This is a genomic window from Flavobacterium sp. (assembly GCF_030146175.1).
Taxonomy (GTDB): Bacteria; Bacteroidota; Bacteroidia; order Flavobacteriales; family Flavobacteriaceae; genus Flavobacterium.
This window is the reverse complement of record NZ_JASLCE010000053.1, coordinates 1-14,388: the sequence shown is the minus strand read 5'-3', so window position 1 is coordinate 14,388 and position 14,388 is coordinate 1. Positions and strand designations below refer to the sequence as shown.

The following is a 14,388-nucleotide window of genomic DNA, read 5'->3' as shown; positions in this document are numbered from 1 at the left end:
CATGGCAAAACAAGATGACTTATTTAAAAATGTAGTTTCGCATGCTAAAGAATACGGATTTATATTCCCTTCGAGCGAAATCTATGATGGTTTGAGTGCAGTTTACGACTATGCTCAGAACGGTGTTGAATTAAAGAAAAATATACGGGAATACTGGTGGAAATCCATGGTTCAGATGCACGAAAATATCGTCGGTATCGACGCGGCTATTTTTATGCACCCAACAACCTGGAAAGCTTCGGGCCACGTAGATGCGTTTAACGATCCGTTAATTGATAATAAAGATTCCAAAAGAAGATATCGTGCCGATGTTTTAATTGAGGATTATGCCGAAAAATTAAATCAGAAAGCACAAAAAGAAATAGATAAAGCACGCGAACGTTTTGGCGATGCTTTTGATGAAGCACAGTTTGTAGCGACAAATGCCCGTGTGATCGAATACCGTTCCCGCCAGAGAGAAATCCTGGAGCGTATGGCGCGTTCGCTGGAAACCGAAAACCTGGCTGATGTAAAAGCACTAATCGAAGAGCTTGAAATCGCTTGTCCGGAATCGGGATCTAAAAACTGGACAGAAGTGCGTCAGTTTAACCTGATGTTCGGAACAAAATTAGGTGCTTCTGCCGATTCGGCGATGGATTTGTACCTGCGTCCGGAAACGGCTCAGGGAATTTTTGTAAACTTCCTGAACGTTCAGAAAACGGGACGTATGAAAATACCTTTTGGTATTGCACAAACCGGAAAAGCCTTCCGTAATGAAATTGTAGCCCGTCAGTTTATTTTCCGTATGCGTGAATTTGAACAAATGGAAATGCAGTTTTTCGTTCGCCCGGGAGAAGAAATGAAATATTACGAATACTGGAAAGAAACCCGATTGAAATGGCATCTTTCATTAGGACTTGGAAAAGAGAATTACCGTTTCCATGACCATGAAAAACTGGCACACTACGCCAATGCTGCTGCGGATATCGAATTTAATTTCCCATTCGGATTTAAAGAATTAGAAGGAATTCATTCCAGAACCGATTTCGATCTTAAAGCACACGAATCGCATTCCGGAAAAAAATTACAATATTTTGACAATGAAACCAATTCCAGCTATGTACCGTATGTCGTGGAAACATCTGTTGGATTGGATCGAATGTTTTTATCCGTATTCTCAAAATCCTTACAGGAAGAAACATTGGAAGACGGATCGACACGTACGGTATTAAAATTACCGTCGGTGTTGGCGCCAACCAAAGCAGCCGTTTTACCATTGATAAAGAGAGATGGTTTACCGGAAATTGCCCGAAATATTATCGACGATCTGAAATGGGATTTCAATGTATCGTATGACGAAAAAGATGCTGTAGGGCGTCGTTACCGTCGTCAGGATGCTTTGGGAACACCATTCTGTATTACGGTTGATCACCAGACATTGGAAGACCAAACCGTAACGATCCGTCACAGAGATAGCATGAAGCAGGACCGCGTTAAAATTTCCGAATTAAGAGGAATTATTAGTGACGAAGTTTCGATGCGTAACTGGTTAATGAAAATGTAAGATACCTATAGTGAAAAAGCTTTCCGTAATTGGAGAGCTTTTTTGTTTACGGTTGGGAACTAACGTACGGTCTGAATTACGGTTTGGGTAGTCTTTTTAGGACAAAATGGGAGTTTCGAAAGTCATTAAAAGTGTTAAAATGGACAAAAAAGCTAAAAAAAAGTCAAACCGTAAAAAAAACTGAAAAAAACCGTAAAATGCTTGTGTGGGAAACAAGTACTTTTACAGTGTCATTAAATACTTAATTAAGTTAGTTTATACAGTATAAGGTAAATATAGTGGATTACCTTCTTTAGCCCAGCCTGTAAAAGGTCTTGCTACAGCCCAGCCAAATAGAGGATTTGGTTTAGCTCATTAAAAATCAAGCGTTAGTAATGTACTAACGCTTTTTTTATCGATTTATTTTAATTTTGTAAGAATTTTTATTCGTTTTCCAAAGCATTCCATCCTCTCGCTTTTAACGGAATCTTGGTGTTTGCTCTGGTAATCAGATGAATTCCTTCGCTTTCCGGTGCCATATGACCAATTACCGTAAAATTCGGATTGGCTTTGATCTTGTCGTAATCGTCCATTTTAATAGTAAACAATAATTCGTAGTCCTCACCGCCATTTATCGCGATTGTCGTACTGTCGACATTAAATTCTTCACAAGCGTTGATCAACTGTGGATCCAATGGCAATTTATCTTCATATAAATTACAGCCTTTTGAAGAATTCTTACAAAGGTGAATAATCTCAGACGATAATCCGTCGGAAACATCAATCATCGAAGTCGGTTTCAAATCCAAAGCCTCCAATAATTCTTTAATGTCCTTACGCGCTTCCGGTTTTAACTGGCGTTCGATTAAATAGGTATAGGCATCCAGATCGGGCTGGTTGTTCGGGTTAACCTGGAAAACCTGTTTTTCGCGTTCCAAAACCTGTAATCCCATATAAGCCGCACCGATATCACCGGTCACAACCAATAAATCGGTTTCGCTGGCTCCGTTACGGTAAACCAGTTCTTCTTCGTTGGCCTCACCAATAGCTGTAATGCTTATGATCAATCCTTTTTGAGACGAAGTGGTGTCACCACCAATCACATCTACATCATATATTTTGGAAGCCAGCGCAATTCCTTCGTACAATTCTTCCAATGCTTCCAGTGGAAAACGATTCGAAACAGCAATCGATACCGTAATTTGTGTCGGTTTGGCATTCATCGCACAGATGTCGGAAAGATTTACCACAACGGCTTTGTATCCTAAATGTTTTAAAGGCATATAGGCAAGGTCAAAATGAACACCTTCTACCAGTAAATCGGTAGAAACCACTACTTTTTTATCCTTAAAATCCAGTACGGCCGCATCGTCGCCAATCCCTGTTAGTGTGGATGGCTGATTGATTTTGAAATTTTGGGTCAGATGACTTATTAATCCAAATTCGCCCAGTTGCGACAAACTGGTTCTTTGAGGTGTTTTGTCTTCTATCATCGAAATAAAGTATAAGATGCAAAGTTGCGAAGGTTTTTTAAATAAAAAAAACGCATCCGGTTAAATACGGGGACTTTAAAAATGAAAGGCCTACCGTTTCATTGAAAAGTGGGATTTAAATTCTTTTTCTTCTCCGTTATCTTTAAAGATCACCTTAAACCAATAGTCGGTCGACGGAAGCGGATAGCCGTTATAGGTTCCGTCCCAACCCGGTCCGTCCGGTCGAAGTTGTTTTAGGAATTTACCATAGCGGTCAAAAATATAGATTCGGGCATCTTTCTGATTTCGCAGGTCGCGGATGTTCCAGGTGTCGTTATAACCGTCGCCATTCGGTGTGAAAAATTTCGGATATTTTAGAATAAAGGCTCTTAGTCGGATACTGCCACAATTGGCTTTGGTATCGGTAACGGTTACCCAGTGTTCACCACCGGAAACATTATCAAAGTAATTGGAAGATTGCGGATAGCCATCGTCCAGTTGATATTCGTAGTGACCATATCCGCCGGTTATGTTAACGGTAATTGAACTGTCATCAGAAAAAGGCTCTCCAACGGAAAGCGTAGCCACGGCTGTACTTGATTGATCAATCGTAACTGTAGTCGGGTTATAATTACAATCGCTGCCTGATTCCGGAGTGAGTTTTATGGTATTGATCGTATACTGTCCGGGTTGAGTAGCAGTATAGTTGGGCCCGGTATGAATCAGTTGGTTGTTCTGATACCATTCTACGGTAAATAAAGCGGGACTTAATCCGGAGGTAATGGTGTAGGATGTCAATGGATTCTGAGTAATCGGATCAACGCAAATAGTGCCATTGGCTATATTAAGATCTAATAAAGGGTATATGGTGACCAGAAACTGTTTTTCGCTAAAACAATCTACATTGTCGGACGCTGTAACATATACATAGACGGTTTGTGAATTGGTAATCGCATCGCCCGGTTGGTAGGCTGTGCCCGTTCCGCCACTACCGCTAAAGTAAGCACCCAAAACCAATGGTGGCAGAGTATAACTACCGCAGCGTTCCTCGTTGTTGAAATTCGGAAGTACCGGCGTCGTGGAAATAGTAACAAGAAAATCATCTTCGTCCGTACAATTGATACGGTTTCCGGAGATCGCATATACATATACCGTCTGACTGGTCGTTAAAACAGCTCCTGCCGGAATAACCGGACCCTGACCATTGGGTTGTGCGTAATAATTTCCTACGGTAAGGTTGGGAAGTGTATAACTATCGCAGGCTTTAACATCGTCAAATGTGCCAACTTCAACACCGATCGCATTTACGGTGAATACTGTTTGAGAATTACATTCCGGGAAATCAGTCCAATAATTGTAGATGTATATGGTTTGTGTAGTCGAAATTTCGGTTCCGGCGGCTAATTCGGTTCCGGTACCACCTGGTCCGGTATAGTATTTTCCATTGGTTAGCGTTGGTAAAATAAAAGAGGTACAGGTATAAATATCCGTAAAACTAGTGATAGGCGGACGCGGACGAATCGTTACCGTAAAGGAATGCTCGTTGGTACAGCCATTGGCTGCAATAGCATAAATATAGATCGTTCGGGTACTGATGATGGCTTGACCGGCACTCATTGGTGTTCCGGTTCCGCCAGTTCCGGTAAAATAATTTCCGTTTGTTAAAGGCGGTAGAATATATTGTCCGCATTCCCTACGATCGGTTGGTGTGTCGACCAAAGGTTTCGGGAGTATTGTGATCTGATAATTTAAAAAATCGGTACAATTGGGTGAGCTTGTGGTTGGAGCATAATAATATACAGTTTGTGAATTGTGAATCACCGTACCGGCCGGAATCACGGTTCCGCCACCCAAGGGCTGTGTATAATAGTTTCCGACTTCAATAGCGGGAAGTGTATATTCGCCACAGGCGGTTATCGGTTGAAAGGATGGACCATCGATGATGGTTACCCGAAAATGATGTTCATTCGAACATTCTCCGTCAAAAGCAAAAACATAGACATCCTGAGACGTAGTAATAATGGTTCCGGGCGGCAGTTGAGGACCAGTGCCATTAGGTTGTGAATAGTAGCTACCGTAGTTCAACGTTGGTAAAACATAAGAATTACAAGTAATCACATCGGCAGGTTTGTCGACAAGTGGACGTGGTAAAATCCGGATATGATATATTTTTTCCTGACAAACATTTCCGTTGACAACCGCATAAAAATAAATCGTCTGAGGGGTAGTTAATACTGTTCCTACAGGTAAAAGCGTTCCAGTTCCGCCTGGTCCGGTATAAAAATTACCTGCCGGAGAGTTGCGGATAATATATTGTTCGCAGCCAATATCCGGAAAGCTTATCTGATCAATTAATGTTACGACAAAGGTAGTTTGATCGGCACAACCTAAAGGTCCGGGCGCGGTGTTATAAATATAATAGGTTCCCTGTTGGGTAATGACGTCACCGGCAAAAAGTGGCGTTCCCGATCCGTGAGAACCGGTAAAATAATTTCCGTTAGTAATAGGAGGTAGTACATAACTACTACATTCGATAACATCTGGAAGGACATCTACTAATGGAAGTGGTAGTATCGTAATGGTAAAACTGGTAAGAGCATAGCAGTTTGCGTTAGTAACATCAGTCATCCGAACCCATATGGTAACTGGCGACTGTGAAGCATTTACGATAAAAGCCGTCGGATTGGCAATACTGTTTGTGTTGTTGTCTGCGTTGCTTTGTGAGGTAAAGTACAGAATGCTAAAATCGCTAAGGCTTTGCCCATTTAAAACGATAGGGGTTTCAACCGTCAGGTCAAAACTCAGGAGACCATTACGATTGCTACACTTTGTCATATTTAAAGCCTGTCCGGGTACAATGGTATTATTGATGATCAGATCAAACGAAGTAAGATTATCACAAGTTACGCTGCCATTTCGTTTACGGACTTTAATATATATGGTCTGACTGCCGGCACTCATATAGCTACTGATATCTGAAGCGGGAATTGGATTGTTGGCGTTGGCATCCGCTAGTGAAGCATAATATAAAACATCAAAATCAGCAGGATTCAAGCCTAAAACCGTAGCGTTATTCTGAGTAAGATCAAAAGGGTAACTGGCTAATCCGGTGTTGCAAACTCGTAAGTCATTTGGCGTACCGATAGTCAGCTCGGTAATCTCGATTTCGTCGGTCATCTGACAGGCACCGTTTGTGGTGGTAGCGATCACACTATAAAGTCCGGCTTGTGTTACACTTAGAGACGATGCTGTTGCGCCCGGGATAATATCATGATTAAATGTCCAGACATGATTAAATTGTGGCCCCAAACCGGATTGTAGTACTATGGTTTCACCCTGACAAATAGTGGTGTCGGAACCTAAGTCGGTATTGGTGGTAAAACTCTTTCCGGCGATAAAAACAGCGGAGTCAAAATTGGAATCGTTATAATCGCCAATCGCTAATTTAATCCGATAGGGATTGTTAGGAGTAACGGCCGATGAAGCGGTTAATAGAACCGTTTCTCCCCGCATATTGATGGCCGAAGTTCCCGGATTAGTAACATTATAGCGACCAAATAAACCCGGATTGTCTGATGTACATCCGGAATTGTACTGATTGTTGCGAATGGTTTTTACGGAAATCGGAGTGTTGGTATTGGGAATAACTGCCAGATTTGTGGTAACACCGGTAGTCAGATCGGTTAACAAAAAAGCAAAAATGTCGTTGAAACCGCATTGGTATTCTCCATATTCGTTGGAAGCAAACAGGAAATCAAAACTAAAACTACTGGATAAAGGCGTGAAATCAAACTGGATATAAGCGACATCGCTTATGGGAAGCGTCTGTCCGCTGGCATTACTGATATTTTGTAAATCGGGATCACCGGCATTGGTTAAAGAAGTACTCTCGTTTAATCCGGTATATTGACCTTCGGTATATTTGGCAATACCGTTTCGGATAATAATTCCTTCCTGAATCGGGAAATTGGGGTTTGTATTGGTAAACCGACCGATACCGCGATGTGAGGAAAACTGAAAATTGGTTTCGTTAAAACAGGAATTCTGTAAAAGGGTGTTGCTTACCAATTGCGGAACAGTTTGGGAAGTGGTATCAATAGTGATTCCCTGCGCATAAAAAGTAAGGCAGCTGAAAAACACTAACAAAACGAGTACCCTTTTCATGAATTAGGAGTTAAGCCTATAAAGTTACTAAAAAAAGCGTTTTTTATTGTGTTAATATAGTGGATTGGATGGTTTGTGTTTTTAAAACCGTATTTTTTTTGTTAAAAAAGCAAAATGTCCACAAGTTGTCTGAAATTTAGAATTGTTTACGATCGTAAAAAGCGAAAAAAAAGACCGGATTTTAAAATCCGGTCTTATATGATTAGTCGTTTAATTTTAATACGGCCATAAATGCTTCCTGTGGAATTTCAACATTTCCTACCTGACGCATACGTTTTTTACCTTTTTTCTGTTTTTCAAGTAATTTACGTTTACGGGAGATATCACCTCCATAACATTTGGCGGTTACGTCTTTACGCAACGCTTTAATCGTTTCACGTGCGATAATTTTCGCACCGATAGCAGCCTGAATCGGAATATCAAATTGTTGACGCGGGATCAGTTCTTTTAACTTTTCACACATTTTTTTACCGATGTTATAGGCATTGTCAGCGTGAATCAAGGCTGATAAAGCATCTACAGAGTTCGCGTTTAACAGTACATCCACTTTAACCAGATTCGACGTACGCATTCCGATAGGTGAGTAGTCAAACGAAGCGTATCCTTTGGAAACCGTTTTTAAACGATCGTAGAAATCAAATACGATTTCAGCCAATGGCATGTCAAATGTCAACTCCACACGTTCCGGTGTTAAATACGTCTGGTTGGTGATGACACCTCGTTTTTCAATACAAAGACTCATTACTTGTCCGACAAAATCCGATTTAGTGATGATCGTTGCTTTGATATACGGTTCTTCCACGCGGTCCAGCCTGGATGGTTCCGGTAAATCGGAAGGATTGTTTACAATTAATTGTGTGTCCGGTTCCTTTTTGGTATAGGCGAAATACGAAACGTTGGGTACGGTAGTGATCACGGTCATGTTAAACTCACGCTCCAGACGTTCCTGAATGATTTCCATGTGAAGCATTCCCAGGAAACCACAACGGAAACCAAAACCTAAAGCAGCCGAACTTTCCGGGCTAAATACCAGCGAAGCGTCATTTAACTGTAGTTTTTCCATTGAATTACGAAGCTCTTCATAATCCTCAGTGTCAACAGGGTAAATACCGGCGAAAACCATTGGTTTTACATCTTCAAATCCCTGAATCATATTCTGAGTTGGTGTTTTGGCATCGGTAATCGTATCTCCCACTTTTACTTCGCGGGCTTCTTTAATACCGGAAATCAGATAACCTACGTCACCGGTAGATACTACCTGTTTGGGTACCTGATTTAATTTTAAGGTTCCGATTTCATCGGCGAAATATTCATTACCGGTCGCCATAAACTTAATTTTCTGACCTTTTCGGATTTCTCCGTTGATCACACGGAAAATAACTTCAATTCCGCGGAACGGGTTGTAAACCGAGTCAAAAATCAAAGCCTGAAGCGGTTCCTCTTTATCACCTTTTGGTGCCGGAATACGTTCGATAATGGCTTCCAGAATTTTATCCACACCAAGACCGGTTTTTCCGGATGCCGGGATAATATCTTCCAACTTACAGCCTAACAGATCCACGATATCATCGCTCACTTCTTCCGGATTGGCACTTGGTAAGTCAATTTTATTTAGAACTGGGATGATTTCCAGGTCGTTTTCCAGAGCCAGATACAGGTTGGAAATAGTTTGCGCCTGAATACTCTGAGCTGCATCCACAATTAAAAGTGCGCCTTCACAAGCGGCGATCGAACGGGATACCTCATACGAGAAATCCACGTGACCCGGAGTATCGATCAGGTTCAGGATGTACTGTTCTCCTTTATAGGTGTACTCCATCTGAATCGCATGACTTTTAATAGTAATACCACGTTCGCGTTCCAAATCCATATTGTCCAGCAACTGAGCTTGCTGCTCGCGTGCGGTAACGGTTTGGGTAGCGTCCAGTAATCGATCGGCAAGGGTACTTTTCCCGTGATCGATATGTGCAATAATGCAGAAATTTCTAATATGCTTCATCTTCGTTTTGTATCAATTTTAAGAGCAAATCCGAATCCGGATCGGCCATACCTTTGTTAAAAAACAAAAGGACTTTATAAGCCTTTATGCAGATAATCAGCCGGATATGGGGATTTCCTATATAAAGGTAGTGAAATAATCCGCAAATATAATTGAAAGTTGGTCAGTTACAAGCGGATAGTGTTGAAATCACTGTCTTTTTTATGCCGATTCGATGATTTTCAGAAAAGACAAGTATGGCTTCGGTTAAAGCGCTACTCAAAAGCACGCAAAGCTTTACAGTAACGTTAAGAAAAAGAATTGATTAAAATTTGTAATTTTGCGGCAAAATGTAGATGATGGTCAAGATTGGCAATATAGAATTACCGGATTATCCGCTATTACTCGCACCTATGGAAGATGTGAGTGATCCGCCATTCCGCAGGTTGTGCAAATTGCATGGTGCGGATTTGATGTATTCCGAATTTATCTCTTCGGAAGGATTGATCCGTGATGCAATGAAGAGTCGTAAAAAACTGGACATTTTCGATTACGAACGACCGGTAGGAATTCAGATTTTCGGCGGTGATGAAGAAGCGATGGCATTATCGGCCAAGATCGTGGAAACCGTAGAGCCGGATCTGGTAGATATCAATTTCGGATGCCCGGTAAAAAAGGTAGTTTGTAAAGGTGCCGGAGCAGGTGTTTTAAAAGATATTGATCTGATGGTTCGTCTAACCAAAGCCGTGGTTAAAAGTACACACTTGCCGGTAACGGTAAAAACCCGTTTGGGATGGGATGACGATTCGATTAATATCGATGAGGTGGCCGAACGCTTACAGGACGTCGGAGTTCAGGCGCTTACGATCCATGCGCGAACCCGTGCACAGATGTACAAAGGACATTCCGACTGGACGCATATCGAACGGGTAAAAAATAACCCGAGAATCACGATGCCGATTTTTGGTAATGGCGATATTGATAGTCCGCAAAAAGCATTGGAATATAAAAACCGTTTTGGCCTTGATGGCATTATGATCGGGCGTGCCGCGATTGGTTATCCTTGGATTTTTAACGAGATCAAACATTATTTTGAGACCGGCGAATTATTAGCTGCGCCTACGATCAAAGACAGAGTGGAAGCAGCACGTAATCACCTTACCTGGTCAATGGATTGGAAAGGCGAACGCGTTGGGATTGTAGAAATGCGCCGTCATTATACCAATTATTTTAAAGGCATCCACGGATTTAAAGAATACCGTCAGAAACTGGTTACTCAGGATGATGGAGCGATACTGTTTAAAGTATTCGAAGAAATTGAAGAGGCGTATGCCGATTATCAGATGACATAAAAAAAGAGCTGTTCGAACAGCCCTTTTATATAGGAAACCTGCCAGAATGAATCTGGCAGGTTTTTTTATACTTCAACACGTTTCCATCGACCTCTTCGGTATAGGAAGATACTGGCGATCGTAATTGCTGTTTCGGCAATCGGAACTGAAAGGAATACCCCGGTTGGTCCCATTTTATAATATTTAGCCAACAGATATGCTAATGGAATCTGGAACAACCAAAACCCGAAAAAGTTTACCCAGGTTGGTGTCCAGGTATCTCCGGCTCCGTTAAAAGTATTAATCAATACCATTCCGATACCATAAAAAACATAGCCTAAGCACATAATATGCAATGCCTCAACCGCGATGTTTTTTACCAGTACATCATTGGTGAAAAAACCGATGATATAATGCGCAAACAAAAATGTAACGACTGTAATTACAGCCATAAAAGCCACATTATATTTAGCGGTTGTCAATACCGATTTTTCAGCGCGTTCCACCTGTTTGGCACCGAGATTTTGCCCTACAAGGGTAGAAGCGGCATTACTTAATCCCCAGGCTGGAAGGATAAAAAACATAATGATCCGCAAAGCTGTTTGGTATCCGGCCGATCCATGATCACCTCCGGTTGTAGCCACCAGTTGCGCTAAAAAGATCCAGCTACACGAAGCGATTACAAATTGTAAAACGCCCGGAGCTGCAATTTTGATCAGTGCTTTTATCTGTTCGGAATCCGGGACAAAATAGGAAGGGATAATTTTTAAAATGCCCCGTCCGTTAAACAAATGATACAATTGATAGAGCACACCAATACTTCTGCCGGTTGTTGTGGCAATCGCGGCACCGGTAAGCCCGAAAGCCGGAATCGGTCCGAAGCCATTGATCAATATCGGACATAAAATGATGTTACAGATATTGGCCAACCATAAACTTTTCATCGCGATAGCCGCATTTCCGGCACCGCGAAAAATTCCGTTGATCAGGAAAAGCAACATAATACACAAGCTACCACCCATCATAATACGGGTAAAATTCACCCCATAATCGGCGGCTTCCTGCGAAGCACCCATTAGTAATAAAATATCTTTAGCGAAAATAAACCCGCCAATGCTGATAATACTATTAATAAAAACCGCGATAATAATGGCCTGCATACCGGCTTTGGCTGCGGCAACCGGGTCTTTTTCTCCGATACGACGCGCCACCACGGCGGTTGCCGCCATACTGATTCCAATGGCAAGTGAATAGATAATGGTGATCACCGATTCGGTTAGGCCTACGGTTTGAATGGCATAGCTGCTATGTTCCAAATGACCTACAAAATACAGGTCGACCAAAGCAAAAACGGATTCCATCAGCATTTCCAAAACCATAGGAATGGCCAGCAGGATTACCGCTTTTTTGATACTACCACTGGTATAATCGAAGTTTTCGTCCCCTTTAAGGGCTTGTTTGATAGTGCTGAAAATTTTAAAAAGAGTGCCTTGCGGCCTATTTGTTTCTGTCATAATAATTAGGATTAATGATTGATAAGATCCCGGTAAACGGGAAGGGAAGTGAAATCGAAATGTCCTAAATTATCTCCGGATAGGTTAGGACGATGCAGAAACTTTCATCGGCGTTCAGTTATAATGAGCGACAAATATAGAATTTATTTTTCAGGAGAAAATCTATTGCAATAATTTTTTACTCACGCGGCTGGAGGCGATAAGCGATGCCAGAAAGCCTAAAATAACGATCGTCAGTAATACGGTAAGGATGTTCATAATATCGAAAACCACCGGATAGGCCATTGTTGGTGTGACCATGATCAATGAAAACTGCTTTTGCAGGATAACCACAATAATACCAAGCACTAAACCGATTAGTCCGCCGGTTACGGTGATCAAACTTCCCTGAAGTAAGAAAATGCTTCTCAGATGTTTGATTTCGGCACCGAGATTAAAAAGTGTTTTCAGATTGGCTTTTTTATCCAGAATCATCATGATCAAGGCACCAATCAGATTGAATAATGCAACGATGATCACTAATGTAAAGATCAGGTATACGGCAATATTTTCGGTATTCAGCATTTTGTAAAGACTGTCGTTGAGCTGCGCCCGGGTTTTGATCGAAACGGTGTCTTTAAAAATCGATTTGATTTCGGATAACGCCTGATTTTCATCGGCTCCGGCTTTAAGCTGAAATTCGATGGCAGTCACCTGATTGGGTTTGTACTGTAATAATTCCTGCGCCAATCCTAAATCGGAAAAAACGTACTTGTTGTCCAGATCTTCGTTGATGGCATAAATCCCAATCGGAACCAGAACCGCTTTGTTAAAAGCATCGTTCGGATTGTCGATCGTGCCTTTGCCGGGTTTGGGTACAAAAACTTCAAAGGTGTTGTTGTAATCGAAAAGGCCCATCGACAATTTATTGGTAATGCCATATCCCACGACTACCTGACTGGTATTTGGATTTAACCATTGACCGCCGTAAATTTTCTTTTCAAACGGATTGATTTTTCGATAGATGCTATCCACACCTTTTAAATAAGCCACCTGTTCCTTACCGTTAAAGTAGAACAGGACGCGTTCCTCGACCACTTTACTAAAAAGGGCGATGCTTTTGGTGTTTTTGAGCTGTTTTTCCTGTTCCGGACTTATGGTTAGAAATTTGCCGGTTTTTCCGAACATTTTTAAATCGGGATCGGTATCGTTGGCAAACGAAAGACTAAACTCCCGTAGGCCACTAAACACCGAAAGCACGACAAATAAAGACATAGCACTAACAATAATACCCAGCGATGCAATACCGGTAATGATATTGATCGCGGTGCTTTTGCTAAAACTAACGGTATATCGTTTGGCTATGTAAAACGGGAAATTCAATTACGATTTTTTTCGTTTGATTAGAAGTTCCGGGTTTTCGATCGGATTTTCGTCGCCGCTTAATGCTTTGTCGATTTTCTCGATATAATCAAGACTATCGTCGATATAGAAAGCCAGATTGGGTACTTTGCGCAATTGTAGTTTTACACGTTGTGACAAATCGTGTTTGATCAATGGAGTATTGCTACGGATGGCATTTAGAATTTCCGGACCTTTGTCGGCCGGGAAAATACTCAGGTATACTTTGGCGATAGATAAATCGGTGGTTACACTTACTTTCGATACGGAAATAATTAGATTGCTAATTCCGTTTTTACGCACTTCGCCCTGCAGAATATCAACAAGATCTTTCTGCAAAACGGTTCCTATCTTTTTTTGTCTATTTGTTTCCATGATGCAAAAGTACAATTTTTTGGATTGTAAAGTTTTAAAGTTGGTGGCGGATAAAGTTTTTTATCTTTGTTTTCGGAAGATAACGACCAAAAAAACAAAACAGCAAGTAGTACAATGAGAAAAATAGAGCATATCGGGATAGCGGTAAAAGACCTTGAAGTGTCCAATGTTATTTTTGAAAAATTATTCGGTGCGCCGGCCTACAAACAGGAGGAAGTGGCTAGTGAAGGAGTGAAGACATCCTTTTTTATGAATGGACCGAATAAAATAGAGTTATTGGAGGCTACTACTCCGGACAGTCCGATTGCCAAGTTTATCGAGAAAAAAGGCGAAGGGATTCACCATATTGCTTTTGATGTAGAAGACATTGTTTCGGAAATCGCCCGTTTGAAATCGGAAGGATTTACGGTATTAAACGAAACACCAAAACGCGGCGCTGATAACAAACTAGTGGCCTTTTTGCACCCTAAAGGGACCAATGGTGTACTGGTAGAACTGTGTCAAGAAATTTCGGAATAAGTTTGCACTAAACGAAAAATAGTAGTAATATTGCAGCCTCTAAACCGGTCCTATAGCTCAGTTGGTTAGAGCACCTGACTCATAATCAGGTGGTCCTTGGTTCGAGCCCAAGTGGGACCACTGGTTAAAAAAA

9 protein-coding genes and 1 tRNA gene are annotated in these 14,388 nt (G+C 41.4%); 4 read left to right on the top strand and 6 right to left on the bottom strand.

The features are described from left to right. The first annotated feature begins 1 nt into the window (after position 1). Positions 2 to 1,543: a glycine--tRNA ligase gene (locus tag Q1R07_RS06540; RefSeq protein ID WP_300487529.1), complete on the top strand. Its 1,542-nt coding sequence runs from the start codon at positions 2 to 4 to the stop codon at positions 1,541 to 1,543. A gap of 422 nt (positions 1,544 to 1,965) precedes the next feature. On the opposite strand, the gene thiL is transcribed toward Q1R07_RS06540, so the two are convergent. From thiL to lepA, 3 genes are all read right to left on the bottom strand, one after another. Beyond that, entirely contained in the window at positions 1,966 to 3,015 is a 1,050-nt protein-coding gene (gene thiL, locus Q1R07_RS06535) for a thiamine-phosphate kinase (protein WP_300487526.1), read from the bottom strand. Positions 3,016 to 3,105: 90 nt separating this feature from the next. Further along, positions 3,106 to 7,158 carry a T9SS type B sorting domain-containing protein gene (locus Q1R07_RS06530; protein WP_300487523.1) on the bottom strand — a complete coding sequence of 1,351 codons (4,053 nt, stop codon included), beginning with the start codon at positions 7,156 to 7,158 and terminating at the stop codon, positions 3,106 to 3,108. Between the two features lie 202 nt (positions 7,159 to 7,360). After that, the gene (gene lepA, locus Q1R07_RS06525) at positions 7,361 to 9,157 is read right to left on the bottom strand and encodes a translation elongation factor 4 (RefSeq protein ID WP_300487520.1); all 1,797 of its coding nucleotides are present in this window, start codon (positions 9,155 to 9,157) and stop codon (positions 7,361 to 7,363) included. A 338-nt stretch (positions 9,158 to 9,495) separates the two neighbouring features. Between lepA and dusB the strand changes: the two genes are divergently transcribed. Next, a complete protein-coding gene (dusB, locus tag Q1R07_RS06520; RefSeq protein WP_300487584.1) occupies positions 9,496 to 10,488 on the top strand; it encodes a tRNA dihydrouridine synthase DusB in 993 nt (330 codons plus the stop codon). A gap of 65 nt (positions 10,489 to 10,553) precedes the next feature. On the opposite strand, the gene Q1R07_RS06515 is transcribed toward dusB, so the two are convergent. From Q1R07_RS06515 to rbfA, 3 genes are all read right to left on the bottom strand, one after another. After that, complete coding sequence (locus Q1R07_RS06515) at positions 10,554 to 11,981, bottom strand: MATE family efflux transporter (RefSeq protein ID WP_300487517.1); 1,428 nt, start codon at positions 11,979 to 11,981, stop codon at positions 10,554 to 10,556. A 162-nt stretch (positions 11,982 to 12,143) separates the two neighbouring features. Next, the gene (locus tag Q1R07_RS06510) at positions 12,144 to 13,343 is read right to left on the bottom strand and encodes an FtsX-like permease family protein (RefSeq protein ID WP_300487515.1); all 1,200 of its coding nucleotides are present in this window, start codon (positions 13,341 to 13,343) and stop codon (positions 12,144 to 12,146) included. Continuing rightward, positions 13,344 to 13,736 (bottom strand): 30S ribosome-binding factor RbfA, encoded by a 393-nt coding sequence (gene rbfA, locus Q1R07_RS06505; RefSeq protein ID WP_300487512.1) that lies wholly within the window; start codon positions 13,734 to 13,736, stop codon positions 13,344 to 13,346. A 114-nt stretch (positions 13,737 to 13,850) separates the two neighbouring features. Here rbfA and mce point away from each other — a divergent pair, with 114 nt between their 5' ends. Beyond that, the gene (mce, locus tag Q1R07_RS06500; RefSeq protein ID WP_300487509.1) at positions 13,851 to 14,255 is read left to right on the top strand and encodes a methylmalonyl-CoA epimerase; all 405 of its coding nucleotides are present in this window, start codon (positions 13,851 to 13,853) and stop codon (positions 14,253 to 14,255) included. Positions 14,256 to 14,301: 46 nt separating this feature from the next. After that, positions 14,302 to 14,375: transfer RNA gene (locus Q1R07_RS06495), tRNA-Ile, on the top strand. Positions 14,376 to 14,388 lie beyond the last annotated feature (13 nt).

Coding starts and splice junctions, on each gene's coding strand:
- Q1R07_RS06540 (WP_300487529.1), top strand. CDS start 2: ATGGCAAAACAAGATGACTTATTTAAAAATGTAGTTTCGCATGCTAAA.
- thiL (WP_300487526.1), bottom strand. CDS start 3,015: ATGATAGAAGACAAAACACCTCAAAGAACCAGTTTGTCGCAACTGGGC.
- Q1R07_RS06530 (WP_300487523.1), bottom strand. CDS start 7,158: ATGAAAAGGGTACTCGTTTTGTTAGTGTTTTTCAGCTGCCTTACTTTT.
- lepA (WP_300487520.1), bottom strand. CDS start 9,157: ATGAAGCATATTAGAAATTTCTGCATTATTGCACATATCGATCACGGG.
- dusB (WP_300487584.1), top strand. CDS start 9,496: ATGGTCAAGATTGGCAATATAGAATTACCGGATTATCCGCTATTACTC.
- Q1R07_RS06515 (WP_300487517.1), bottom strand. CDS start 11,981: ATGACAGAAACAAATAGGCCGCAAGGCACTCTTTTTAAAATTTTCAGC.
- rbfA (WP_300487512.1), bottom strand. CDS start 13,736: ATGGAAACAAATAGACAAAAAAAGATAGGAACCGTTTTGCAGAAAGAT.
- mce (WP_300487509.1), top strand. CDS start 13,851: ATGAGAAAAATAGAGCATATCGGGATAGCGGTAAAAGACCTTGAAGTG.